Genomic DNA, 26,235 nt, shown 5'->3' on the forward strand with positions numbered 1-26,235 from the left:
GCCCTGCGGGCATTGAAGCGCTCCCTTTTGTCCAAGCGGGTTGCCATAGTGCAAAAAGCCCATCATATCTGCGCCATCCTTGGTGGCACGACCGGCTGGTTGGCCATCTGACCCCATGCGGCGAGCCCACTCGACCGCCAGATAATTTCGGAGATGGCAATGACCTACGTGGTCACTGAAAACTGCATCCGCTGCAAATTCATGGACTGTGTGGAAGTCTGCCCCGTTGACTGCTTCTACGCCGGTGAAAATTTTCTGGTTATCAACCCGGACGAATGCATTGACTGCGGCGTATGCGAACCAGAATGCCCGGCCGAAGCCATTTTCCCCGATAGCGACGACCGGTCAGCAGCATGGGCAGAAATCAACACAAAGTATGCCAGCCAGTGGCCCAACATTACGCGCAAGGGCACCCCACCGGCTGATGCGCAGGACTGGAAAGACAAGCCCAACAAGGCAGAGCTGCTCTCCCCCGAACCGCACAAAGACTGAAACCCCACCAGATTCAAGGGGTTTGACTCAACAAAAAAGGCACCGGATTTTCCGGTGCCTTTTTTGTTGACCGCAGTTTTTGCTAGCCGCAGCACCACCTGCACACAGAGACCGACTGGCAACAGGACCAATAAAAAACCCCGGAGCCTAAGCCCCGGGGTTTTTTATTGCTGACCGCCACCCCGGCCTGAGCCAGAGCAGCGAAGCGACATGATATCAGCGAGACATCATGTTCATGGACGTATTCGCCATGACAAAGACCGTGCCGACAATAAGGATGGACACGAAAGCGATGGTGAAAACAAACGCAATGTTGTTCCAACGCTTTTCAGAGTCACCACCCATGTGCAGGAAGTAGTGCAGGTGCACCAGAACCTGAACAAGTGCCAGAACAGAAAGCACTGCCAGCGTGCCGGTTGGCGCAAGGCTGTGGCTCATGACCACACCAAACGACAGAACCGTCAGAATCACGGCAAGAACAAAGCCGATAAGGTACGAAGATACGCTACCGTGGCTCTCGCCCGAGGAGGATGTGTTCGGATTGCTCATCAGATCATGCTCGCCAGATAGACATAGGTGAAAACACAGATCCAGACGATATCCAGGAAGTGCCAGAACAGGCTCAGGCAGGTGAGCTTGTTCATCATGCGTTCCGGAATTTCAGTTGTCCCCATCAGCTGAACCATCAGGGTAACAATCCAGATCAGACCACACGTCACGTGCAGACCGTGGGTGGAGACCAGCGTAAAGAACGCAGACAGGAACGCACTGCGGTCAGGGCCAGCACCATCCGCGATCATGTGCGCAAATTCACGCACTTCCAGACCAACGAACCCAAGACCCAGCAGGAATGTGACGCCAAGCCACATGATAACCGAGCTGATCTGGGTCTTATGGGCAGCAATCATGCCAAACCCATAAGTAATGGAGGAGAGAAGCAGGAGGGCTGTTTCCAGCCCGAGCCCACCAAACTCAAACAGTTCGTGCGGGGTTGGCCCACCATTGAACTGGTTACGCAGAACTGCAAACGTGGCAAACAGGGAGCCAAAGATAATGCAGTCCGTCATCAGATAGACCCAGAACCCGAACACCACCGTATTTTCGTGGTGATGTTCGTCGTGGCCTGCGGTCGGAACAGTTGTGTTCTGTGCCATTATTCTGCTGCCTGTGCCATCAGTTTACGGGTGTGCTCGTTTTCGATCCGGGCAACCTCTTCGGCAGGGATATAGTAGTCAATATCCTTGTTAGCGCTGCGTGCAATGATCGTTGCGATCACACCCACAAGGCCAATGGCTGCCAGCCACCAGATGTACCACACGGCGGCAAAACCGAAGATCAGGGCAAAAGCACCAGCCGAAATACCAGCTGCCGTGTTTTTCGGCATATGGATTGCTTCGTACTGAGCGCCAGCCTGACGGGTATCAATGCCGTTTTCCTTGTCGTGCATATAAGCATCAAGCGAGCTGACATGCGGAACAATGGCGTAGTTATACACCGGCGGAGGAGAGGACGTGGACCATTCCAGCGTACGGCCGTTCCAGGGATCGCCCGTGAAGTCACGGTTTTCAGGCTTGTTGCAGTCGCGGATGGAGACAAAAATCTGCATCAGCTGGCAAACAACACCGAACAGGATGAGCACTGCGCCAACTTCAGCGATCAGCATCCAGGGATGCCAGGCCGGGTTGTCATAGTGGTTTATACGGCGGGTCATGCCTTCAAAGCCGAGCACATACAGCGGCATAAAGGCAAAGAAGAAGCCCACGAGCCAGAACCAGAAAGCACGGATGCCCCAGGCTTCGTTCATTTTGAAGCCAAGAACCTTCGGTGCCCAGAAGTTCATGCCGCAGACGTAACCGAAGTACACACCACCGATAATCACGTTATGGAAGTGAGCAATCAGGAACAGACTGTTGTGCAGCACAAAGTCGGAACCGGGGATAGCCAGCATAACACCGGTCATACCACCGATGGTGAACACCACCATGAAGCCAACAGCCCAATACATGCAGGCATGGTACTGGATGCGACCCTTATACATGGTGAACAGCCAGTTGAAGAGCTTAACACCGGTCGGGATGGAGATGATCATGGTTGCAATGCCGAAGAAGGCATTTACGTCCGGACCAGCACCCATGGTGAAGAAGTGATGCACCCACACGAGGAAGGACAGCACCATGATGGAGCAGGTTGCATAAACCATGGTCTTGTAACCGAAGAGCGGCTTGCCAGAGAAGGCAGGCACAACTTCGGAGAACACACCAAAGGCTGGCAGAACAAGAATGTAAACTTCCGGATGGCCCCAAGCCCAGATCAGGTTCAGGTACAGCATCTGGTTGCCGCCACCATCATTGGTGAAGAAGTGCATACCGAAGTAACGGTCCAGACCCAGAAGGGCGACAGCGACCGTCAGCACGGGGAAGGTTGCCATGATCAGAATGGAAGAGCAGAAAGCCGTCCATGTGAACACGGGCATCTTCAGCCAGGTCATGCCTGGAGCGCGCATCTTAACAATGGTGACAAAAAAGTTCACACCGGTCAGCAGCGTGCCAACACCAGAGATCTGGATTGCCCAGATATAGTAGTCAACGCCCACGCCCGGGCTGAACTGCATTTCGGACAGCGGGGGATAAGCCAGCCAGCCGCACTGTGAGAACTCACCAATGAACAGGGAAATGTTCACCAGTATGAACGCAACAGCCGTCATCCAGAAGCTCAGGTTGTTCAGGAACGGGTAAGCCACGTCACGTGCGCCAATCTGCAGCGGCACAATGAAGTTGAACAGACCGGTCATGAACGCCATGGCCAGGAAGAAGATCATGATCGTCCCGTGCGCGGAGAAGATCTGGTCATAGTGATGCGGAGGCAGATAACCGGGGTTACCCGCGTAAGCCAGCGCAAGCTGGGTACGCATCATGATGGCGTCCGCAAAACCGCGGGCCAGAGCAACCAGCGCCAGTACAATGTACATGACAGCCAGACGCTTGTGATCGACAGTGGTAAACCACTCTTTCCAGAGGTAGCCCCATTTGCCGTAATAGGTAATCAGTCCCAGTACCGCGACACCGACAATGAGAACGCCGATGAACGTACCTACTAGGATCGGCACATCCAACGGGATGGCCGAAAGCGATAGTCTCCCTAGCATAGATCCTATTCCTTCATATTCATGTCGGACATCGCGGACTGCTGCACCTGAATCATTTTGCCAGTGCTTTTGTCCATGACCATGCCGTTGTTGTATTTGGCAACGATCGTGTTGAACATGCCGGGTTCAACATGCGCGAAATATTCGACAGGGTTCGCTTCGCTCGGTGCAGCCAGTTTAGGATAGGTCTGGCTATCCAGCTGTTCGGAAGATGCACGCACCTTTTCGACCCAGGCGTTGAATTCGTCATTGCTCATCGCCAGAGCATGGAAGCGCATGTCCGAGAAACCACGTCCACTGTAGTTGGCGGATTCACCCATGTAATCGCCCGGCTCGCTTGCCAGCAGATGAAGCTGGGTCTGCATGCCTGCCATTGCATAAATCATGGAACCAAGACGCGGGATGAAGAACGAGTTCATCACAGAATCAGAGGTGATGTCGAAATCAACAGGCGTGTTGACCGGCATAGCCAGCTGATTAACCACTGCAATTCCCTGTTCGGGGTAAATGAACAGCCATTTCCAATCCTGCGCCACAACCTGAACATGCAGCGGCTTGGTATTGGCTTCTGCCTCAAGCCGCTTGTAGGGGTCCAGAGAATGGCAGGTCTGGTAGGTAATCACTGCCAGAAACAGAATAATCAGAGCTGGAATGCCCCAGATCACCACTTCAATCTTGTTGGAATGGCTCCATTTCGGCAGATATTCGGCACTCGTGTTGGACTGGCGGTACTGCCAGGCAAACCAGAGTGTCAGAATAATGGTCGGAACCACTACGATCAGCATTGCGATCACAGAGGTGGTAATAAGAGATTTAACCCCCTCTCCCACCGGGCCTTTCGGGTCCAGAACGTCTAGTTCGCACCCGGCAAGCAGCAACGCTGACGATAGGCCGCCCAATCGCGCCGTTCTCGCCAGTAACTTGTTTTTCATCGCACGCCTCTTGGTTCTGACATCAACTTAGCCTCACAAAGACTTTTGTCCTGCTGCCACAGAAGCCTGACAACAGCAAGAAAAACCGCGTTCCGGCATAAAGAGCCCTTTCTGCTCCGCACCAGCCACACATTCTGGTTATCCAAGATGAATACCCCGAATATGTTGCTTAAGGCGCAGCCCTCCATGCTCAACGGAAACGCATTACGCCTACTTTATTCCTTACGCGGGGATTCTCAAACGTCAGAAAAGTTCCATCTGCCTTTCGTCACAATCAGTTAGCCGCTGTGAGCATGGCTTTTGCCTATTTTTGAGGCGGCTGAATGATCCAAACAGAACATCACGCAATGTTTCTGTATATTTCAATAAATTCAATAATGGCAAAATTTAGTCTGAAATTTCATATTGTTAGAGACCGCACAAAACCTCACTTCCCTGTTACAACTTAAAGAATTGAAATCAGGACCATTTTTGCACCCATTCTTGATTTTCATGCCATCATTCGAACCAAGCATAACTGCCCATACAAAAAACCCGGCCATGACGGGCCGGGTTTTGCTTTTGGCAGAACCAAGAAAGCTGTCTTGGAACGTCAGTCGCTGGAATTGCGAACACCCATGAACTGCAACAGGAACTGAAAGAGATTGATGAAGTTCAGGTATAGGCTCAACGCATCATAAACGCTGCGCTTGGCGGTCATTTCCGGGCCTTCATACGCAGCAAACTGCGGGTAGGTAACCCGAATCCGCTGGGCATCAAAGGCGCTGAACGCCGTGAAGATAAACACACCCGCAATACTGTAGAGGTAATACACCGTCGGGCTTTTGAGGAAGAGGTTGACCAGACCGGCGATCATCAGACCGAACAGCCCCATCACCAGGAACGACCCGAACTGCATCAGGTTCGCCTTGGTCACGTAACCCCAGAGGGATGTCGCACCGAACATGCAGGCCGTTACCAGAAACACACGGACAATGGAGGTCCCGGTATAGACAACGAATACGCTGGCCAGACTGGCGCCCATGGCGGCGCAGAACGCCCAGAACAGCGCCTGCGCACCCTGAAGAGACAGGCGGTTTATCCCGAAGGACATGACCAGAACAAACGCCAGCGGAGACAGCATTGCCAGATCACCCAGCAAAGTGGGGCGCGGCAATGGACCCGCAGCAGTCTGGAAGACCTGAAAAAACAGGCTGCTCAGACCGGTGTTGGCAATGACGTAAGCCACAATCCCGGTCAGCAGAAGGCCAGATGCCATCCAGTTATAAACACGCAGCATGTAGCTGCGCAGCCCAGCGTCCAGACTGGCCTGATCGTTCCAGCCTGACGCTGATGCGGGGGAACGGTAGTCGCGACTAAACGACATGGTTTTCTACACTCCTTATCCAGACAAGCTGGCTTTGCTTTATACTTGTGGCTGCCCTGTCTTTCCGTCAAGGGTATGACACATCATATAATATAAGGCCTGCCGACAATCCGTCCGGTTCGTAGCCTGCTTCCTCCTGCCCCCAGCCACAAGGCCCGGATATGCACCTTATCGCCGGTCTTCCGCTCCCAATGGAGATGCGTCTTTTCCTCCGCGGTTTTCAGGACTTCCTGCCATCCCGGGACTGGAAGCCCATGCCATTGCTCTACCTGCCTCTTGTGGCCTTTGGACGCATGCAGCCCCAGGTCTGGGAGGAACTGGACCAGACACTGTACACTCTCCATCTACCTGCCCCGGCCGGGCTGCGACATACGGGTTTTGATGTGAGTCTGAAACAGAACCGAATCATGCTGGAAGCCACGGTAGAAGCCTCTGTTATAGATCACCTTTCCGTGAAAATCAGAAACCACGCGCGACTGGCTGGCGTCCCCTCGACGCGCTCCCTCCTCCCCTCAGGCATCGCTCTGGCAGACATAACCGATGTAGACCCCGATGTGTGCAGTTTATGGCTTGCAACCCACCGTCATCTCTTTGCCCGGACGGAAGAAGTTTGCGAATTCACCGTGTTCAAGACTGGAAAAAACCGCGAAAACCCCTTTTTGGAAGTGATGGCGGAATACCAGTTTGCAGAGGGGTTCACCCCCCCCTCCAACTTGTTATAACATTGTTTTTCCATCGTTCCGTTCCCGCCCCGGCACACACTGGAACCGATCTTTCGCGCCCCTGATCTCTACACGGAACGAATACGTGGGGATGCAGCTATTCTCTCGGCGTGATTGACATACAGCGCCCGCCTTGGCTGATGTGTGAGAAACCGGATTTCCGGCTCTATTTTTCCTCATCTTGATACACAGTCGAGGACATGAACGCATGACCCGCCCCGCCTCCGCCAAGAGACGTTCGCTGCTAGGAATTCTCGCGGCTGGAACAATCTGTGCCGCTGCCCTACCTTACGCAGCAGCTCCTGCCCGTGCCGACAGTCAGAGTGACACGGGACAAGCCATCATCCATGCCGATGAGCACCCCGAAAACTGGCTGTCCTATGGACGCACCTACTCTGAACAGCGCTACAGCCCGCTGGATCAGATCAACCGCTCCAATGTGGGTAACCTCAAGCTGGCCTGGTACTTCAATCTGGACAGCAACCGCGGTCAGGAAGGCACGCCTCTGATTGTGGACGGCATCATGTATGCCACGACCAACTGGTCCAAAATGAAAGCCCTTGATGCGGCAACCGGCAAGCTGCTGTGGGAATACGACCCCAAGGTGCCCGGCATTGTTGCCGACAAGGGCTGCTGTGACACGGTTAACCGTGGCGCGGGCTACTGGAATGGCAAGGTCTATTTTGGCACGTTCGATGGCCGCCTGATTGCGCTGGACGCCAAAACCGGCAAAAAGGTATGGGAAATCAACACCATTCCTGCCGATGCCTCTCTGGGCAAGCAGCGCTCCTATACGGTTGACGGCGCTGTCCGTATTGCCAAGGGTCTTGTGCTCATCGGCAACGGTGGCGCGGAATTTGGTGCGCGTGGCTTTGTCTCCGCTTTTGATGCGGAAACCGGCAAGCTGAAATGGCGCTTCTACACGGTTCCGAACAACAAGAACGAACCCGACCATGCTGCGTCGGATCACGTTCTGATGACCAAAGCCTACCGGACATGGGGCCCCAACGGGGCATGGGTCCGTCAGGGCGGTGGTGGTACCGTATGGGACTCCATTGTGTATGACCCCGTGTCCGATCTGGTCTATCTGGGCGTTGGTAACGGCTCCCCCTGGAACTACAAATACCGCTCCGAAGGGGTAGGCACCAACCTGTTCCTGGGCAGCATTGTGGCGGTCAAGCCCGAAACGGGCGAATATGTCTGGCACTTCCAGGCCACAACCATGGACCAGTGGGACTACACCTCTGTTCAGCAGGTCATGACCCTTGATGTGCCGATCAATGGTGAAATGCGCCACGTTGTTGTGCAGGCCCCCAAGAACGGTTTCTTCTACATGCTGGACGCCAAGACGGGTGAATTCCTGGCTGGCAATAACTACACGTACGAAAACTGGGCCAGTGGCCTGGACCCGCTGACCGGCCGCCCGATCTACAAGCCTGAAGGCCTGTGGACCCTGAATGGCAACTTCTGGTACGGTATTCCCGGCCCGCTGGGTGCCCATAACTTCATGGCTATGGCGTACAGCCCCAAGACTCACCTGATCTACCTGCCTGCGCACCAGATTCCGTTTGGCTATCAGAATCAGGTGGGCGGTTTCAAACCCCACCCGGATTCGTGGAACCTCGGTCTGGACATGACCAAGACCGGTCTGCCAGACTCGCCCGAAGCCCGCTCCGCTTACCTGAAAGACCTCAAGGGCGAACTGCTCGCATGGGATCCTGTCAAAATGGAAACCGTGTGGAAGATCGACCACAAAGGCCCATGGAACGGTGGTGTTCTGGCAACTGGCGGCGACCTGCTCTTCCAGGGTCTGGCCAACGGTGAATTCCACGCCTACGACGCGACCAACGGTGCCGACCTTTACAAGTTTGACGCACAGAGCGGCATTATTGCTCCGCCCGTGACCTACAGCGTAAACGGCAAGCAGTATGTTGCGGTTGAAGTGGGCTGGGGCGGCATCTACCCGATCTCCATGGGTGCCATGGGCCGGACGTCGGGCTGGACCGTCAACCACTCCTACGTGGCCGTGTTCTCGCTCGATGGCAAAGCCCAGCTGCCCGCCATGAACGAACTGGGCTTCCTCCCTGTCAAACCACCTGCAGAATATGATACCAAGGAAGCCGCCAAAGGCTACTTCCAGTATCAGACCTACTGCCAGACCTGCCACGGCGACAACGGTGAAGGCTCGGGTGTGCTCCCTGACCTGCGTTGGTCCGGTGCCATCCGCCACGATGATGCGTTCTACAACGTAGTGGGCCGTGGTGCGCTGACCGCTTACGGCATGGACCGTTTTGACACGAGCATGAAGCCTGAAGAAATCGAATCCATTCGTCAGTACCTCATCAAGAGGGCGAACGAGACCTACCAGCGCGAAGCGGATGCCCGCAAGAACGCTCAGGGAGTTCCTCAGACCCCTGTCGTGGGCATTACGCCCCAATAAGCGGCAGTCATGACGTCATTCGGTACACAAGCGATACAGTGGTAAAAATGATGATGAACAGACTCAAGGCCGCTCTTGGAGCGGTCACTGTCGGGCTTCTGGCAGGAACCTCCCTGGCACACGCGCAGGGAGCGGATGAAGACCTGATCAAAAAGGGCGAATATGTCGCCCGTCTTGGTGACTGCGTGGCTTGCCACACGGCACTGAATGGTCAGAAATTTGCAGGCGGGCTGGCGATCAAAACCCCCATCGGCATGATCTATTCGACCAACATCACGCCTGACCCCACCTACGGGATTGGCACCTACACATTGCAGGAATTTGATGAAGCCGTGCGCCACGGCATCCGCAAGGATGGCAGCACGCTTTATCCGGCCATGCCTTATCCGGCCTTCTCCCGCATGACGCAGGACGATGTAAAGTCGCTCTACGCCTACTTCATGCACGGTGTGCAGCCTGTTGCCCAGAAAAACCGTGAGGCAGGCATCAGCTGGCCGCTGTCCATGCGCTGGCCGCTGGCCATCTGGCGTTCCATGTTCGCACCAGCCCCCAAGGACTTTACGCCTGCTCCGGGCACGGATGCGGATATCGCCCGTGGCGAGTATCTGGTAACGGGTGCGGGACATTGCGGCATGTGCCATACGCCGCGTGGCTTTGCCATGCAGGAGAAGGCTCTGGATGCTTCCGGTGGTCCGGACTTCCTGGGCGGTGGCGCTCCGATCGACAACTGGATTGCGCCGACACTGCGCAACGACCCGGTTGTAGGTCTGGGTCGCTGGTCTGAAGAGGACATCTTCCAGTTCCTCAAGTCCGGCCGTACCGACCACGCCGCAGTCTTTGGCGGCATGGCCGACGTGGTTGGCTGGAGCACCCAGTACTTCACGGATTCCGACCTGCACGCCATTGCAAAATACCTGAAGGCCCTGCCACCGGTTCCGCCGTCACGGGGGGATTACACGTACGATCCGTCCACGGCGCAGGCTCTGGATTCTGGCAACACGGCCAACAACCCGGGTGCCCGGGTTTATGTTGAACAGTGCGCGGCGTGCCATCGTAACGATGGTGGTGGTGTTGCACGGATGTTCCCGCCGCTGGCTGGCAACCCGGTTGTTGTTGGGGATGACCCGACCTCCATTGCCCATATTGTTATGGCCGGTGGTGTTCTGCCGCCCACCAACTGGGCACCTTCCGCCGTTGCCATGCCGGACTACAAGAGCGTTCTGTCCGACCAGCAGATGGCGGATGTGGTCAACTTTGTCCGCTCCGCCTGGGGCAACAAGGCTCCGGCCAACGTAACGGCAGCTGACGTTCAGAAACTCCGTCTGGACCATGCTCCGATCCCGACCACCGGATGGGCTGATCCCACGTCCGCCACGGCAACCTGGGGTCTGTTCATGCCACAGCCTTACGGCGCTGGCTGGACCTTTGCCCCACAGACCCATACCGGGGTGGACGCAGAACAGTAAGGTTTACCGACCTTTCCCTCTGCGGCTCACGTCATGGGCCAGACTACAAAAAGCACCGCAGTGGCAACACTGCGGTGCTTTTTTATGGCTTGAAGCCATACTGCTCCTCCACCCCCGGAACCGTGCTCCCATAATCATGGAGAAATACAGGAAGGAGATATTCCAGCCCTTTTTTCCAGATTTCCCGACCCTACATACAAAGATGCCTCACCCGCTCCAGTGCAGATGAAACACCCGTGCAACCACCCAAAACCAGCAGGAACCCAGATTCTGGTGCACACAGAAGAGGACCATAAGTTACAGGCCCTGCTCCAGCAGGTGCGGGCCTGCTCGGCCTGCGCCCATGCGCTGCCACTTGGACCACATCCGGTAATCCATATCTCGCCCCGCGCACGGTTACTGATTGCGGGGCAGGCTCCGGGCACCCGAGTCCATGAGACGGGTATTCCCTTTAACGATGCCTCGGGCGATCGCCTGCGGGCATGGCTGGGCATGGACCGCACTCTTTTTTACGATACGGAAAAAATAGCCATTGTACCCATGGGGCTATGCTACCCCGGCGTACTGCCAAAAGGGGGAGACCGCCCCCCAAGGCCGGAATGCGCACCGTTGTGGCGGAAACGTCTTCTGGAACATCTGCCCAATATCCGGCTCACCCTGCTGGTAGGTGCCTATGCGCAGAATTACGTGCTGGGCAAAGGCGGGGTGTTTGAACGGGTTACCCGGTTTGAACAGTTCTTGCCGACCTATTTCCCCCTGCCCCATCCTTCATGGCGCACAGGGGCGTGGGAACGGCGTACGCCCGCATTCGGGGCAACCGTCCTTCCTGCCCTGCGCCACGAGGTCGCCCGCGCGTTGCAGGACTAGACACAGGTTTTTCAGGTGATCAGGAGCAGACGGATGTCATTGACATTGGTCAGCGTTGGCCCGGTCATGACCAGATCACCCACTGCCTTGAAAAAACTGTAGCTGTCATGATGATGCAGGAATGGGTCGGGCAGGCAGCCTGCCTGCGCTGCACGGGCGAGTGTGTCTGGCGCAAAAATGGCACCGGCGGCATCTTCCGTGCCATCTATGCCATCACTATCGCCTGCCAGTCCCCAGATACCACTCTCCCCACCCAGAAAATGCGCGCAGGAGAGCAGGAATTCCGTGTTCCGTCCGCCTTTGCCAGCCCCTTCCCCCGCGCGGATGGTCACTGTTGTCTCCCCCCCGCTTAACAGCACGGCAGGCGGACAAACAGGCAGACCATGCGCATGAACAGAACGCGCCATGCCACCCAGCAGAATACCGGCCACCTGACTTTCCCCCTCCAGAGCATCGCCCAGAACAAGAGGCGTCACCCCCTGCTGCCGTGCAACGTCCGCTGCAGCCATAAGCGCCCTAAGCGGGGTTGCAATCAGCGCCACACGGTTACGCGGGTCCGCCACAGGTTTGTGGTCCTGCTGGTCCACCACAGCCTGTTCGAGCACCCCACGCACGGCGGGGGACAGGTCCAGCCCATACCGTTCCACAATCCGCAGCGCATCCGCCACCGTGCCCGATGATGGTACGGTTGGCCCACTGGCAATGACCGATGGATCATCCCCCGGCACGTCACTGATCACCAGTGTCAGCACCTGTGCAGGGTAGGCAGCCTGCGCCAGCTGCCCACCCTTGATGGCGGACAGGTACCGCCGCACGGTATTCATTTCCGTAATGGTCGCACCGGAATGCAGCAGTTGCCGCCCAACAAGGCGTTTATCTTCAAGCGTCAGCCCCGGCGCGGGCAGGGCCAGAAGGGACGACCCCCCGCCCGATACAAGGGCGATCACCAGATCATCCGGCCCAAGCCCCGCAACGGCATGCATAATGGCGCGGGCAGCTGCCTCACTCCGCGCATCGGGCACGGGGTGGGAGGCTTCCAGAATACGCACATGGCGGGTGGGGGCAGCATGCCCATCACGCGTGACCACCACACCTTCAAGCGGCACATCAGGCCAGGCGGCTTCCAGAGCCGCAGCCATTGCAGCCGAGGCCTTGCCCGCTCCAACCACAACGCAACGTCTTCGGGGTTTGGGGGGCAGGTGTTCGGCCAGCACCACAAACGGATCGGCACTGGCTACAGCGGCATCAAACATGGTGCGCAGCAAAGCTCTGGCCCGCACGGTATCCCATGCAACTCCTGCATCTGGCATGATGTTTCTCCCTTATGCCCGCTCCCCCCGTAACTGGTCCACATTGCGTCAGATAAACGCTCTGTCCAGATAAGGGGAGGATGCGTCAAAAAACGCCTGATTCTCTTTAAGTTCCGCTGCAATCACATGCAGGCTGGCCAGCACACGTAACATTTCCTCGCGCACGGACAGGTTGGTTTCGGCCTGTTCCATGCGCGAGAGGTATTCCACCGCCAGACTGGCCGCCCGCGCTGTACGCCCATACTGCCCACCATACCGGCCCGAAAACTGCTGCATGCGGTTCATCATTGCCTGTGTGGCGTGCCGTGCGTCATCTGGCAGAATATTACGTGCCAGAATAACCCGCAGGCGCAGGAGGTTGAGTTCTATGGTCATACCCGACAGCACACCACTCACATACTGGTCCCGCACGTAGGTGTTTCCGTCATCTGTTGTCATGGATGCCAGTCTGACAAAGCCATCCACCCCCCGGCCGATCACTTCGGTCATGGGAGGGGGGGCGCGGTTCTGGGCCAGCCTGCGCAGACGGCGCAGAATACTCACGCGCAGATCCCACCGCAGACCATCCGGATCAAACGGCAGGAAAAGACGGTACATCCACATGGCAAAAACCATGGCCAGAAACAGCGGCAGGGCGGTGTTGAAAAACAGGATTTCATCCATCCGGCCCTGATTCATCGGACCGATGAGAATGGGCAGGAACAGGTTATACGCAACCGCTGCCAGTACGAGCGGGGTCCAGGCAAAGGCAAGCCCCCCCACCAGCATGGGCACGGCCAGACAAAGGGCCAGTGTTTCGTAAATTGTTGGCTGAGCTATAACCCACAGGTCGAGCAGCCCGCTCATGCCCACAACAAAAACCGTGCCATGCAAAAACGCCTGCGTGGCCAGTGCGGGCTGCTCCAGCGTGGAAAACAGGGCGCAGACAATGGAGACAAACATCATGAAGGTCAGCCCGTCGGTCCAGCCCGTGGCAACCCAGATCACCCCCGAAGCAAAAATGGTCACCGATGCACGCAAACTGTTGGTAAAGGCCATGCGCCAGTCCCGGTAGCTGCGCATGGGGTATCGAAAATGGTCATGCGGCTTCGGGTTGCGGCTCATCTCGAACTGTTCGATAGCCTGTTGCAATTCGTCCAGAATGGCACCCAGCTTGTGGAGCAGCTGCCCCTCGCGCGAGAGGCTGCTCTCCTGTGCCGCGTCAATGGGCGGGTTGGTGGCCGCGATCATTTCCTGCTCAAGGCAGGTGGCGGCAAGCTGGGTGCAGGTCGCACGCAGGGCGGTCAGGTCCCGCAGGACCGGGGCCACGGGCGACTCATCAGACAGGCGTTGGGGAATGGTCTTTAAAAAACCGGCCACCTGCCCCGCAACCTGTAAATATTCCCTGCCCTGACTTTCGGGCATGGAGAGCAGGGCACCAAGGTCCAGCCCGCGCGACATCAGCACCGCTATGGCGGCAAGGGCTGCCCGGGCATGGTCACCCTCATGCTGGTGCTCGCCCATTTCCACTTCCGCAAACTCGACCTGATCACTCAGACCCACAATGGTCGTAAACACAGCGGGAGAATTGGCAACCGCGCGGCGGTCCCCCCCCAGCAGGCGCACAAGAGCTGGTACCGCACCATCAAGAGCCTGTACAAAATTGGTGGCGAGCCTGTTTCTGGCCCGCAGGCCAAGCTGGTACTGAAACAGGGAGGATATGGTGGTTTCCACCACAATACCCAGTGTAATATACGTGGCGCGCGCCATGGCGATATGAAAAATCTGATCCGGAGCGGCAGCCCCATCAAGTCCGATAATGGCATAGGTAAAACCCGAGGCCCGCATGCCATGAATACGGTAATTGGTCATGCTGGCAGGGCCGGGCAGCAGGGTGCCCACAAAACAGAACCCGCCAATGCCCACCGCAAGCCAGAAAATATAGAGCAGTGGTGACTGCGGCATACTGCCGACAAGGATAAAGGCGCAGAGTGTGCCCACCACCATGCCAAACATATGCCACCGCGCCTTGGCAATGGATTTGCCGCGCGTGCCCTGTGCCACCATCCACACGGTCAGGGCTGCCCATTGCGGGCTCCCCAACTCCCACCACAAGGCAATGCCAAGGGCTATGAGGGATGACAAGGTGGTACGAAGTGCATACCCGAAAGACAGCAGGTTAGGGGCAAACAGCCAGCGCAGCCTGCTCAGGTCCCGAGGAGGGCCACCCCCTTCAAGCGCCTGCCGGACAATGGTTTTGAATGCCTGACAGAACTGGCCAAATGAAAACGCCGCAGCCTTCATGCCGCGTTCTGCCGGTCAGGACTGATCAGAAAGACTGCCATCTGCCTCTTCTTACCCCAAAGAAGCCCAAAAGCGTATTCACACCTCGTATGCCCTGTCCTGCACCCAGCGTTACGCACAGGACATGGCCTACGAAAAACGTTGTCCGCTTTCAGTCTTCGTAGGACAGCAGGCTTGTGACAGTCGTATCCAGCCTGCCGCGTCCGCCAAGGCCTGTCAGTTCAACCAGCACGGAAGCACCAACGACCTCGGCTCCGGCCTTGCGCAACAGGTCAATGGAAGCCGCCAGCGTACCACCGGTTGCCAGCAGGTCATCCATCACCACAACGCGCTGGCCGGGCCTGACTGCATCGGCCTGGATTTCAAGCGTGTCGGAGCCATATTCCAGCTCGTAGGTATGCGAGATCGTCTTACCCGGCAGCTTGCCACTTTTACGCAGCATGAGCATGCCACAGCCGATACGGTCGGCAATCGGCGCAGCGGTCAGAAACCCGCGTGATTCCACAGCGGCCAGCAGGTCCGGCTGCAAGGGTGCAATCTGGCGGGTCAGGCGACCCATGGCAATCTGCCAGGCATCGGGGTTCCGCATCAGGGTTGAAATATCGTAGAATAAAATACCCGGCTTGGGAAAATCGGGAATGTGACGGATGTAATCCTTAAGGTCGATATCCTGACGTCCCGTCATGGTATTTGACAATCCTTCATCCATGCGCCCAACGCTGTGGAAGCGCGTTTCCATCCTGCCTTGATTCCCATAGGTCAAGCACCGCTGGCGAACAGTTCTGAGGCAACCGGCCCCGCTCTATCCCGCACAGGAGCGTTCGGCAAGGAAATATCCGGCTGGTCAGACCCCCGCGCGCGCGCCCAGAGCTGCGGTTACGGCCTCCATCAACCCATCGCGGCGGAAAGGTTTGGCCAACAGGCGCACATTGGGCACACTCCCCTCCGGCGGGGGGGAATCGGCTGTCAGATCGCCCGACATGTACACCACGGCCAGAGCAGGGTAGCGCTCCACCAGCACGCGGGAGAGCGTAACCCCGTCAAGCGGGCCGGGGAGCTGGATATCGGTCACCAGCAGGTCAAGCGTACCTTCCACTCCGGCTGCCGTGTCGAACGCCTGTTCTCCATCCCCCGCCTCAAGCACCTTGTGGCCTGCCATGCCAAGAATGGTCACAACAATATCACGAATGGCGGCATCATCCTCCACCACAAGCACCTGCAGGCTGCGTGCCTGCGCCTGCGGGGCCGGGGCGGGTCTGGCCAGAGCGGGCATGACCTCGACAGCCACACCCTCCGTACCCGCACTGGCCGCTATGGCGCGCGGCAGCCACAACGAAACCTCGGTCCCGCTACCATGCCCCGTTGCCACCACAACCCGGCCATTGACCTGCTGGGAAAAAGCCAGAACCATGGCCATGCCAAGGCCCGTACCGGCCCCTTCGCGCTTGGTGGTAAAAAACGGCTCGAACAGACGGTCCATGACCTCCCGCGTCATGCCAAAGCCACTATCCGCCACATCCAGCCTGACCCAGTCCCCCGCAGGCAGGGGGGAGAATTCGGAGACAACACGGATACTGCGGCCTTCCTCCACCGGAAGGCCCATCAGGTCGGCATTGACCGAGAACGTGACATTCCGCGCCGTAATGCGCAGCCGCCCTCCAGAGGGCATGGCGTCACGCGCATTGATCGCCAGATTGAGCACAGCACTTTCCAGTTGGGCGGGGTCGGCACGTACAGGCCACACATCGGCCACAACACCACACTCCACCACAATGCGCGGGCCGATCACACGCCCAAGCAAACCACCCAGAAAGGCGAACAGGTCCGACAGCTGCAACGAATCCGGCGCTCCACGCTGCCTGCGCATGAAGGAGAGAAGCTGCCCGGTCAGCGCTTCAGAACGATGACCGGCATGTGTTGCCGCAGACAGGTATTCCTGCCGCTGTTCAACCTGATCGGGCTGGTCATATTCCGCCGCGAGTTCCAGATTGCCCAGAATAACCGTGAGCAGGTTTTTAAAGTCATGGGCAATCCCGGCGGTCAACTGGCCCAGAGCGCGCAGTTTCTGCGCCTCGCCCAGAGCGCGCTCACTGCGCAGGCGCATGGTAATATCGGCTGCGGTCAGCACAAACCCGCGCCGCTCGGCCGCACCATCGGGAGCAAAAAACAGCGTGCGACACAGTTCCAGGTCCGCGCCATTGCCACCTTTACATTCCACCACAACCGGCGGTGCCAGCTCCCCTTTGGACAGGCTGCTCTCAATATGTTCAAACGGTTCCAGCAGGGGCACACCGTCCACCACCAGCATACCGCTCAGGGCGTTGTAGGACAGGCCGGTGCGCAAAAAATCCTTGCCCAGCCCAAGCACTGTCGCCAGTTGCTCGTTCCAGTGCCATAGCCGCCCATCCGCGCCAAACACCGCAACACCAAGGCTCAGGCTGTCCAGTGTGGCGCGCAGCCGCAACGCCAGATCACGCGAGGAAGCCTCGGCCCTTGCCGCGGCAAGGGAGGAACGGTCCAGCACCCAGCCTGCCGAGATCATGCTGAGCACGCCGGTCAGAATACCCAGAAGTGCCAGCCTGCGCTGCCAGCTTGTATTGCGCAGCATATTGGCGACCCGGTCCGCCTGATCCAGCGTACTGGCGCGGCTGAGTACAGACAGGTTCTGGTCCAGTGCGGCCAGCAGGGTCGCTCCGCCCTGTGGCATGGCCTCGGCCAATCTGGGCCATGTACTAATGGTCTGGAGCTGTTTTTCAACCACCCCCAGCACTTCCTTGCGCCCGCTCCCTTCACGCAGCTGCACGGAGCGGAAGTCACCAAACCCCGCGCGGGCATCGGAGAGCTGGGTAATGGCTTGCAGGTAACATTCGCCATCGGCGGGGTTGTGCTCGGCCTCAAAGGCATAATGGCATATGCGGGCATTGCTGGTGGCATGGTGCACGCCGCGTAAATAGCTGCCCGCAGCCGTACTCTGGCGGTCCAGATTGCCATGCCGGGCCATGTCGTTCCCGAGTTCTATGCCAATGCCACCAAAGGTCACAATCAGCACACCAGCCCCGATAAGAGCCAGAATATGAGCCCGTCTTGCTGGATGCCGTAGCATGTCAGGCATGCTCCCCATTCTATGTGTCCTGCCATTCCCGTGGGCATGACAGCTTGATCTTAACCGGGCAAGGCATGGCTGCCCATGCGAGATCAGGCAGTATCATGCAAAGCAGGACGGAACGTATGCGTAAACAGCATCATAAGCGCACCAAAGCACATACAGCCAGCCATTGGTAACGAAGATATAGCGGCAAACTGGCCAACCACCACCCCGGCCAATGCGCCAAGCACGTATTGCAACGTGCCCGCAAGGGCGGATGCCGCCCCCGCCTGAGCCGGGTGGTCGGCCAGAGCCATCATCATCGCATTGGGGAAAATAACGCCCGTTGGCGCAAGTGCGAGCACCATGGTACCAATCACCAGCCAGACCTCATACGGCTTATACGCCACAGGCGCGTACCAGCCCCCCCAGATGCTGGCCCCCACCATAAGCACTGCCCCCAGAACCGACAGGACCACCGCCCCATGCAAAAGACGGGCCGGGTCCACCCGTCCGACCAGCAGGCCATTCAGCTGTGACGCCCCGATCATGAACACGGACATGACCCCGAACAGCATGGAAAAATGTAATGGCGAAAAATGGAACAGCTGCACAAAAACAAACGGCGCAGCAGTAAGGTAACTGAAAGTCATAAAGGTCGAGAACGCCGTGATCATGGCGTAAATGCCATAGCCCCTGTCTCCCAGCAGGCCCACGTAGCGGGTGAGCAGCGTCATGGCGGAAAGGCTCTGGCGCTTCTGGGGAACCAGTGTTTCAGGCAGAACCCACAGCACAAGCCCCACACACACCAGCCCGTACACCGCCGATGCCCAGAAAATAATCCGCCACGACACAAACTCCACCACCAGACCACCCAGCATAGGGGCCAGAATGGGCACCACCCCCATGACCATGATCAGGCGGGACATCATGCGCGCCCCTGCCGCCCGGTCGGACACCACATCACGCACACACGCGGTTGGCACCACCAGACTAGCCGACGCCCCGATGGAGGCCACAAACCGGGCGGCGGAAAACAGCGTGATATCCGGCGCAAACGCACAGACAGCAGACGCCACCGCATACAGCACGTTCCCCACCAGCATGGGCATGCGTCGGCCATACCTGTCCGCCAGCGGTCCTACGCTCAACTGTCCGATGGCAAGCCCTACAAACCAGATGGCCAGCGTAAACTGCACATTACCCGCACTGGTATGAAAACTCTGCTCCATGGCCGGGAAGGCGGGCAGATAAATATCGGTGGAAATGGGGCCGACAGCAGTCAAAAATCCAAGCAGAAGAGACAGCCAGCCCGGCACACCCTGTGCAAAAACCGGCCCGGACGCACCCTGCGCCGTGTGGGTGCGGGGCGGAGGCGTCATATCCGACCCTCCGGATGTGTCTTCTGCAATAAGTGCCGCAAAACATTCATCCCATAATGGAAAAACCAGTGGGGAACGGGGCTGGACCCACAACAGGCAGGCCCCAGCGGCCTGCCCGCACACAACGCTCCCGGCCTAGCCCTGCGCACTGGCCCGGGCAATACGGGCATGCCGCCACAGCCACAGCCCCAGCACGGCAGAAAAGGCAAACAGCGCCACCCCCGCACCATACTGCCAGACAGCACCCACCTGCACGCCAGCCCCAAGCAGCACCGCAACAGCATTCTGTGGCAGTGCCCCCAGCAGGGTTGCTGCAAAAAACGGCCACACAGCCATACCGGACACACCTCCGAGCAGGTTGAGCAGCAGGGCCGACCCAACAGGCAGCAGGCGCAATGTCAGAATACTCAGGAAGGGCTTATGGGTTAAAAACGCATCCAGCTTTTCAAACCGTGGTCCAAGACGGGCCTGCGCCCATGAACGACCACCCCAGCGAGCCCATAAAAAACCGGCCACACACCCTAATGTAGAAGCTATGGTGATCATGGCAAGCCCTTCGGCCACCCCGTAGGTCAGCCCGGCGGCAAAACCGGCAACCTGCCGGGGTAGCCCAAAAGCACACCAGACCGATGCCCCCGCGACAAACACCAGTCGCCCACCAAGGCCCGCGCGCAGCATATCCGTGCTGCCCAGCATCTGCTCCAGAACGGGCACATGCCGCAATCCTATCGCTCCTGCCACCAGAATAAGCAGCATTAGCAAAGGTTTGAACACAACCCTGACGGGCTGCTCCGGTACAGGAGAGGCTGGTTCCATCCCTTGGGCGCTAGCATCTTCTTGCCGCAGCCCGCAAGCTGGCTGTAAACCCTAGCCATCAAGTTTAACCCCAGCGCAAAAGAGTGCCATGCCCATCACGCCCCAGCGCCAGCAAGACATGACGCCTGCTCACCGCCGCCTGATTTCTGGCTGGCTGTTCCTCCTGTGTTTCATGTTGCTGGGTATGATCGCCATTGGCGGCGTCACCCGCCTGACCGGTTCTGGCCTGTCCATTATGGACTGGCAGCCCGTAAGCGGCATCATCCCGCCCCTGTCCCACGCAGAATGGGAGCGGCTGTTTGCGCTGTACCAGACCATTCCGCAGTACCATCTCCAGCATGAAGGATTCGGGCTGGAAGGATTCCAGAAAATATTCTGGGCCGAATGGAGCCACCGCTTCTGGGGCCGCCTTATGGGTCTGGTGTTGCTGGCACCACTGGCATGGTTTGTTATCCGGGGCATGATCACCCGCCGCCTTGCCGTGCGCCTGTTCGTGTTTTTCATTCTTGGGGCACTTCAGGGAGCCATTGGCTGGTTTATGGTTGCTTCGGGCTTCAGGGCCAACAGCACGGCGGTTGAACCGGTGCGACTCGTGCTGCACCTGAGTGCCGCCCTGCTGCTGTATGGGGCCATTCTGTGGACTGCGTTTTCCATCCGCTGGCCCCAGCCCGAGCCCACGGCCTTTACGCCCGGCGTCAAACTTACCCGGCGTCTGGCGTGCCTTGGCGTTGTGCTGCTGTGCATCACCATTCTTGCTGGCGGCTTTACGGCGGGCACCCATGCGGGCTTTCTGTTCAATACTTTTCCGCTCATGGACGGGCACCTTATTCCAGCGGACTATGCCCAGCTTTCCCCACTGTGGATGAACTGGGTCGTCAACAAAGCTGCCATCCAGTTTGACCACCGCCTGCTGGCCACCCTGACCGCGCTGAGCATTGGCGCCGTGCTGCTGGCCGGGCTGCGGCGGGGTGCGGGCCTTGGTCCACGGGCGCAAAACGGCGTTATTCTGCTCGGCTGGGCCGTGCTCGTGCAGTACGCGCTGGGGGTCACTACCTTACTGCTGGTGGTGCCTGTCTGGGCCGGAGCCGTGCACCAGACCTTTGCCGCCGTGCTGCTGGGGGTCATGCTGTATGTGTTGCACACCCTGCGCCGTGGCAGACCGCTGGGCTAAAGCCGAGCCAAGCCGAATGAATTCCTACGCCGGTCATTTTCCTGTTGCGCTGACAAAACAGGACGGTATTCTACCGGGCATGATCTCCGACCGGTTCATGTCCGATTCCCACAAGACCCGCGTAACAGCGGCACAGGGCGGCGTGGCTTTTCGTCTGGACCTTCTCCTTCGACTTATCAGCCCCTGAGCGATCCGGGCAGCCCTGTGCTGCCGCGCCCAGGGGATTTTGCGAGTGAGAGCGCCTGTGTCCGGCACAGGCAAACATAAGGCGTAGCAAGCCTTTGGCAGCGCCAGACCAAAGTCAATTCAGGAACATTTTTCATGTCTGCTGATCAGTCCAGCTTTAATCACCCATCCTTTGGCCACATGACAGCCGGGCGTGTCATTATTTTTGACACCACCCTGCGCGACGGCGAACAGTCCCCCGGTTTTTCCATGAATCTGGCCGAAAAGCTGCGCATGGCCGAAGCTCTGGCAACACTGGGTGTAGACGTGATCGAGGCGGGTTTTCCCGTTGCCTCCAAGGGTGACTTTGAATCCGTGAACGAAATTGCCCGCCACACCAAAGGCGCAGTTATCTGTGCACTGGCACGCAGCGGAGGCCTCAAGGACATTGCCGCCGCGGGCGAAGCGCTGGCCCCGGCAGAGCGCAGGCGTATCCACAATTTTATTTCCACCTCCCCGCTGCACATGAAATACAAGCTGCGCATGGAGCCGGAAACCGTTCTGGACCTGATTACCACCGGCAACACAGCCGCACGTAACCTGACGGATGACGTGGAGTGGTCCGCCGAGGACGGCTCGCGCACCGATCCGGATTTTCTGTGCCGCTGCGTGGAAGCCGCGATCAGGGCAGGTGCCACCACCATCAACATCCCCGATACGGTCGGATACGCCACCCCCGAAGACATGGAAAAAATCTTTTCCATGCTGCGCGAGCGTGTGCCGGGTGCGGATCAGGTCATTTTTTCCGCCCATAACCATAACGATCTGGGTCTGGGCGTTGCCAATACGCTGGCCTCCCTGCGCGGTGGGGCACGGCAGGTGGAATGCACCATTAACGGTATTGGCGAACGCGCAGGCAACGCTGCACTGGAAGAAATTGTGATGGCGCTGCGCACACGCCATGACCAGTACCCTTACACCACCAATATCCAGACCACCGACCTGCTCAAGGTCTCTCGCATGCTGGCTACCATCACCAGCTTTGACGTACAGCCCAACAAGGCCATTGTAGGCCGCAACGCCTTTGCGCACGAAAGTGGCATTCACCAGGACGGGGTGCTGAAAAACGCCGCGACCTATGAAATCATGACCCCCGAAAGCGTGGGCTGGAGCCGGTCTTCGCTGGTCATGGGCAAACATTCGGGCCGTGCCGCCTTCCGCGATAAACTCAAGGCGCTGGGTTATGTGGACATGGACGACACCCGCCTGAACGAAGCGTTCTCCCGCTTCAAGGATCTGGCTGACCGCAAGAAAGTCGTTTACGACGATGACATTGTCGCACTGGTTGATGATGAAGCCCGTGACCACGACCATGTCCGCTTTGCGGCCCTGAGCCTGACATCCACCTCGGGCAAACCCTCCGAAGTGGACCTGACCATTCAGGTCGATGGCAGGGATGTACAGACCAGCGCCACAGGCAACGGGCCGGTGGACGCCGCCTTTAACGCGTTGCGTCTGGGCTTCCCGCATGAGGCCCGTCTGGCGCTGTTCAGCGTTGGCGCAGTAACGGAAGGCACGGATGCACAGGCCCGCACCACGGTCCGGCTGGAAGAAGATGGCAAGCTGGTTGATGGCCAGGGCGCGGATGCGGATACCGTTGTCTCCGCCGTGCGCGCCTATGTACACGCCCTGAACAAGCTGCTGGTCAAGCGTGCGCGCACCGCGCCCGAAGCCCTGACCGCCTGAAGCAGGCTCCCATTGGGGGCCTGCGCCCCCAAATAACGAGGCAGATACCCTGCCGCATAAGAAAATTATGCGGAAGTTTATAAACTGAGGGCTTGTCTGCCTCGCTATGCCCCGTTAATCCGTGCAGATATATTGACCAAAGCGACCGTTGGGGTCCCTTTTGTTTGGCTGCCCCTTCCGCACAGTCGCATAGTGCCGCCTCAACCAGGAGTCCTGGATGTTCTCTCGTCTGCTCGGTCTTATGTCTGCGGACATGGCCATTGATCTCGGTACTGCCAATACCCTTGTGTATGTCAAAGGGCGTGGCATTGTACTGAACGAACCCTCGGTCGTGGCGATTGCAGACATCCGTGGCAAAAAGCAGCTTCTGGCCGTAGGGGAGGAAGCCAAGCAGATGGTCGGGCGCACGCCGGGCAATATTGCCGCCATCCGCCCCATGCGCGACGGTGTGATTGCCGACTTTGATGTTGCGGAAGAAATGATCAAACATTTCATTCGCAAGGTACATAACCGCCGGGCTTTCGCCAGCCCGCAGATTATTGTGTGCGTACCCTCCGGCTCCACGGCCGTTGAACGCCGCGCCATTCAGGAAAGTGCGGAAAGTGCCGGTGCGCGCCGGGTCTTCCTGATCGAGGAGCCCATGGCCGCCGCCATTGGTGCGGGTCTGCCCGTTACCGAACCTTCTGGCAGCATGATTGTGGATATTGGCGGTGGCACCACAGAAGTGGCCGTTATATCCCTTGGTGGCATCGTTTATGCCCGCTCGGTGCGTGTGGGCGGAGACAAAATGGACGAAGCCATTATCTCCTACATCCGCCGGGCCTATAACCTGCTGATCGGTGAAAGCTCGGCAGAGCGGATTAAAATCAACCTTGGCGCGGCCCTCCCCCCCGATGACCCCGAGGACAGCGGCCCCTGGCTGGACGTAAAGGGCCGGGACCTGATCAACGGCGTCCCGCGTGAGGTTCAGGTCTCTCAGGCTCAGATTGCCGAAAGCCTGATGGAACCGATCAGCCAGATTGTGGATGCGGTCAAAACCGCGCTGGAAAACACCCCGCCCGAACTGGCGGCTGATATTGTGGACAAGGGCATTGTCCTGACCGGTGGCGGCGCATTGCTGTACCGCATGGCCGATGTGCTGCGCCTGGCAACCGGTCTGCCAGTGACCGTGGCTGAAGATGCCCTCTCCTGCGTGGCGCTGGGTACAGGCCGCGCACTGGAAGAAATGAAGCGTCTGCGCAACGTGCTGACCACCATGTACTAACGCCCCGGTTCAGCCACCCCGGCCACTGTGCGGTGCGTGGCTGAATCTGGTTCTTTATGCCGTCAGATAGTAAGGGCATCCGGTTTTCCATGGTCCCGGTTTCCATTCAGGTAAGACAGGCATTGAGCAAACTGGTTCTGCCAGTTCTGCTGCTCATGTCTGTCGGGATCATTATTGCCGGGCAGGCCGACCGCCCTTTGGCAGACAAGGCACGCATGCGCGTGGCCGATGTGCTGGCCCCCCTGTGGGGCCTGCTCTCACGCACACAGACCGACAGCGAACGTTTTGTGCACGGGATACAGGAGGCACGCAATCTGGCGGAAGAAAACCACCGCCTGAGTGCTGAAAACGCCAATCTGCGACGGTGGTACGAAGTTGCGGTCTCTCTGGCGCGGGAGAATGATGCCCTCAAAACCGAACTGCACTGGGTACCCGAACCTACACCTGCGTTTGTAACAGGCCGGGTGGTGGCCGATAGCGGGGGGATTTACGCCCGCGCTGTACTGCTGGTCGCAGGCACCACCAGCGGCGTGCAGGTGGGCAACATAGCACTGGCCTCCAGCGGACTGGCCGGGCGGGTGACGGAAGTCGGCGCACATGCCGCGCGCATCCTGCTGATTACCGACATTGCCAGCCGCCTGCCGGTAGAGCTGGAATCCAGCCACGCCGCAGCCATTATGGTAGGGGACAATTCCCCCCTGCCCCGCCTGCTCTATTACTCGCAGGATACCCGCCCCATAGAAGGCGAGCGGGTTGTGACCTCCGACCAGGCCGGGGCTTTTCCCTCCGGTATTCCCATTGGCAGTGTGCATTACCTGCACCCCGGCCAGCCCGTGGTGCAGCCCTTTGCCCGGCTGGACAGACTGACCATGCTGCGCGTGTTTGACTTCGGGCAGTCCGAGATAGAACCCCCCGAAGCCCCCGGCCATGTACCTCTGACCCGCCCACACCGCGCCCTTACACTGCCGTTTAAAACCCTGCTTGGTCCGGGGCAGGAGGGATAACGGCATGTCTGACCCCCGCCAGCCCCGCTGGGAACATGATACCGAAACCCAGCTGACATCCCGCCAGCGACTCGACCGTACGGCGCGGCATCTCCTGCCGTCAGTTTTTACGGCGCTGGTCATTATTTTTTTCTCGGCCCCCGTTACCGTTCCCGGAGCGGCGGAATTGCTCCCGGCCATTGTTATCAACACGATTTTTTTCTGGTCCGTGTGGCGGCCCTCTGGCATGCCTTCGCTGGCCGTGTTCCTGCTTGGACTTTTTATGGACCTTGTGGGGTTTACACCGCTGGGGGTGAGCGCCTTTATCCTATTGCTGGTGCATGGCATTGGCAGTTATGCCCGTTTTGGTCTCATGCGGATGAACTTTTTAGTGGTCTGGTGCCTGTTTGGACTGGTAGGAGCAGCTGCAGCGGCATTGCAGTGGGCGCTGGCCTGCCTGTTCCGGCTCCATCTGCTGGACCCCGCACCCGCTTTTTTTGAAGCCTTGCTCTGCATAGGGGTCTATCCGTTGCTTTCCGCAACTTTCTCGTGGTTCCTGCATATTCTGGACGAGAAGGACACGCCATGACCACATGGGAG

22 protein-coding genes are annotated in these 26,235 nt (G+C 58.4%); 11 read left to right on the forward strand and 11 right to left on the reverse strand.

All coding sequences use genetic code 11. From position 1 onward, the window contains the following. Positions 1-159 precede the first annotated feature (159 nt). Positions 160-492, forward strand: a complete 333-nt coding sequence (fdxA, locus tag PY793_RS09260) for a ferredoxin FdxA (RefSeq protein ID WP_275177804.1) — start codon at positions 160-162, stop codon at positions 490-492. Positions 493-708: 216 nt separating this feature from the next. Here fdxA and cyoD read toward each other — a convergent pair whose 3' ends face one another. The 5 genes from cyoD to PY793_RS09285 all read right to left on the reverse strand — a co-directional run bounded on the left by cyoD (position 709) and on the right by PY793_RS09285 (position 5,935). Continuing rightward, the gene (cyoD, locus tag PY793_RS09265; protein ID WP_275177805.1) at positions 709-1,041 is read right to left on the reverse strand and encodes a cytochrome o ubiquinol oxidase subunit IV; all 333 of its coding nucleotides are present in this window, start codon (positions 1,039-1,041) and stop codon (positions 709-711) included. Then, a complete protein-coding gene (cyoC, locus tag PY793_RS09270) occupies positions 1,041-1,646 on the reverse strand; it encodes a cytochrome o ubiquinol oxidase subunit III (RefSeq protein WP_086645068.1) in 606 nt (201 codons plus the stop codon). The genes cyoD and cyoC overlap by 1 nt, the downstream gene beginning before the upstream one ends. Beyond that, a complete protein-coding gene (cyoB, locus tag PY793_RS09275; protein ID WP_275177806.1) occupies positions 1,646-3,637 on the reverse strand; it encodes a cytochrome o ubiquinol oxidase subunit I in 1,992 nt (663 codons plus the stop codon). Before cyoB ends, cyoC begins: the two co-directional genes overlap by 1 nt. A gap of 5 nt (positions 3,638-3,642) precedes the next feature. Continuing rightward, positions 3,643-4,569: a ubiquinol oxidase subunit II gene (cyoA, locus tag PY793_RS09280; RefSeq protein ID WP_275177807.1), complete on the reverse strand. Its 927-nt coding sequence runs from the start codon at positions 4,567-4,569 to the stop codon at positions 3,643-3,645. Between the two features lie 592 nt (positions 4,570-5,161). After that, on the reverse strand, positions 5,162-5,935 hold the full coding sequence (locus tag PY793_RS09285; protein ID WP_275177808.1) for a Bax inhibitor-1/YccA family protein: 774 nt from the start codon (positions 5,933-5,935) through the stop codon (positions 5,162-5,164). 197 nt (positions 5,936-6,132) lie between these two features. Here PY793_RS09285 and PY793_RS09290 point away from each other — a divergent pair, with 197 nt between their 5' ends. The 4 genes from PY793_RS09290 to PY793_RS09305 all read left to right on the forward strand — a co-directional run bounded on the left by PY793_RS09290 (position 6,133) and on the right by PY793_RS09305 (position 11,430). Further along, positions 6,133-6,657: a hypothetical protein gene (locus PY793_RS09290; RefSeq protein ID WP_275177809.1), complete on the forward strand. Its 525-nt coding sequence runs from the start codon at positions 6,133-6,135 to the stop codon at positions 6,655-6,657. 208 nt (positions 6,658-6,865) lie between these two features. Further along, positions 6,866-9,097, forward strand: coding sequence for a PQQ-dependent dehydrogenase, methanol/ethanol family (locus PY793_RS09295; protein WP_275177810.1), 2,232 nt, complete (start codon positions 6,866-6,868; stop codon positions 9,095-9,097). A gap of 47 nt (positions 9,098-9,144) precedes the next feature. After that, positions 9,145-10,563 carry a c-type cytochrome gene (locus PY793_RS09300; protein WP_275177811.1) on the forward strand — a complete coding sequence of 473 codons (1,419 nt, stop codon included), beginning with the start codon at positions 9,145-9,147 and terminating at the stop codon, positions 10,561-10,563. A 273-nt stretch (positions 10,564-10,836) separates the two neighbouring features. Further along, positions 10,837-11,430 carry a uracil-DNA glycosylase family protein gene (locus PY793_RS09305; protein ID WP_275177812.1) on the forward strand — a complete coding sequence of 198 codons (594 nt, stop codon included), beginning with the start codon at positions 10,837-10,839 and terminating at the stop codon, positions 11,428-11,430. An 11-nt stretch (positions 11,431-11,441) separates the two neighbouring features. Here the strand turns inward: PY793_RS09305 and PY793_RS09310 are convergent, their stop codons facing one another. The 6 genes from PY793_RS09310 to PY793_RS09335 all read right to left on the reverse strand — a co-directional run bounded on the left by PY793_RS09310 (position 11,442) and on the right by PY793_RS09335 (position 20,306). Then, positions 11,442-12,740 carry a glycerate kinase type-2 family protein gene (locus PY793_RS09310; protein WP_275177813.1) on the reverse strand — a complete coding sequence of 433 codons (1,299 nt, stop codon included), beginning with the start codon at positions 12,738-12,740 and terminating at the stop codon, positions 11,442-11,444. Positions 12,741-12,788: 48 nt separating this feature from the next. Beyond that, a complete protein-coding gene (locus tag PY793_RS09315) occupies positions 12,789-15,023 on the reverse strand; it encodes an FUSC family protein (RefSeq protein WP_275177814.1) in 2,235 nt (744 codons plus the stop codon). A gap of 151 nt (positions 15,024-15,174) precedes the next feature. Further along, positions 15,175-15,708 (reverse strand): adenine phosphoribosyltransferase, encoded by a 534-nt coding sequence (locus tag PY793_RS09320; protein ID WP_275177815.1) that lies wholly within the window; start codon positions 15,706-15,708, stop codon positions 15,175-15,177. A 159-nt stretch (positions 15,709-15,867) separates the two neighbouring features. Beyond that, positions 15,868-18,126, reverse strand: a complete 2,259-nt coding sequence (locus PY793_RS09325; protein ID WP_342803919.1) for an ATP-binding protein — start codon at positions 18,124-18,126, stop codon at positions 15,868-15,870. A 92-nt stretch (positions 18,127-18,218) separates the two neighbouring features. Beyond that, complete coding sequence (locus tag PY793_RS09330) at positions 18,219-19,490, reverse strand: multidrug effflux MFS transporter (protein WP_275177817.1); 1,272 nt, start codon at positions 19,488-19,490, stop codon at positions 18,219-18,221. 135 nt (positions 19,491-19,625) lie between these two features. Next, on the reverse strand, positions 19,626-20,306 hold the full coding sequence (locus tag PY793_RS09335) for a TVP38/TMEM64 family protein (protein ID WP_275177818.1): 681 nt from the start codon (positions 20,304-20,306) through the stop codon (positions 19,626-19,628). Positions 20,307-20,424: 118 nt separating this feature from the next. Here PY793_RS09335 and PY793_RS09340 point away from each other — a divergent pair, with 118 nt between their 5' ends. The 6 genes from PY793_RS09340 to PY793_RS09365 all read left to right on the forward strand — a co-directional run bounded on the left by PY793_RS09340 (position 20,425) and on the right by PY793_RS09365 (position 26,224). Beyond that, on the forward strand, positions 20,425-21,477 hold the full coding sequence (locus PY793_RS09340) for a COX15/CtaA family protein (RefSeq protein ID WP_275177831.1): 1,053 nt from the start codon (positions 20,425-20,427) through the stop codon (positions 21,475-21,477). A gap of 16 nt (positions 21,478-21,493) precedes the next feature. Continuing rightward, complete coding sequence (locus tag PY793_RS09345) at positions 21,494-21,664, forward strand: hypothetical protein (RefSeq protein WP_275177819.1); 171 nt, start codon at positions 21,494-21,496, stop codon at positions 21,662-21,664. Positions 21,665-21,798: 134 nt separating this feature from the next. Further along, entirely contained in the window at positions 21,799-23,388 is a 1,590-nt protein-coding gene (locus tag PY793_RS09350; protein ID WP_275177820.1) for a 2-isopropylmalate synthase, read from the forward strand. A 217-nt stretch (positions 23,389-23,605) separates the two neighbouring features. Next, positions 23,606-24,652, forward strand: coding sequence for a rod shape-determining protein (locus tag PY793_RS09355; RefSeq protein ID WP_095350065.1), 1,047 nt, complete (start codon positions 23,606-23,608; stop codon positions 24,650-24,652). Positions 24,653-24,741: 89 nt separating this feature from the next. Beyond that, a complete protein-coding gene (gene mreC, locus PY793_RS09360) occupies positions 24,742-25,656 on the forward strand; it encodes a rod shape-determining protein MreC (protein WP_275177821.1) in 915 nt (304 codons plus the stop codon). 4 nt (positions 25,657-25,660) lie between these two features. Then, positions 25,661-26,224, forward strand: a complete 564-nt coding sequence (locus tag PY793_RS09365) for a rod shape-determining protein MreD (RefSeq protein WP_275177822.1) — start codon at positions 25,661-25,663, stop codon at positions 26,222-26,224. Positions 26,225-26,235 lie beyond the last annotated feature (11 nt).

Source organism: Acetobacter fabarum (genome assembly GCF_029069195.1).
Classification (GTDB): domain Bacteria; phylum Pseudomonadota; class Alphaproteobacteria; order Acetobacterales; family Acetobacteraceae; genus Acetobacter; species Acetobacter fabarum_A.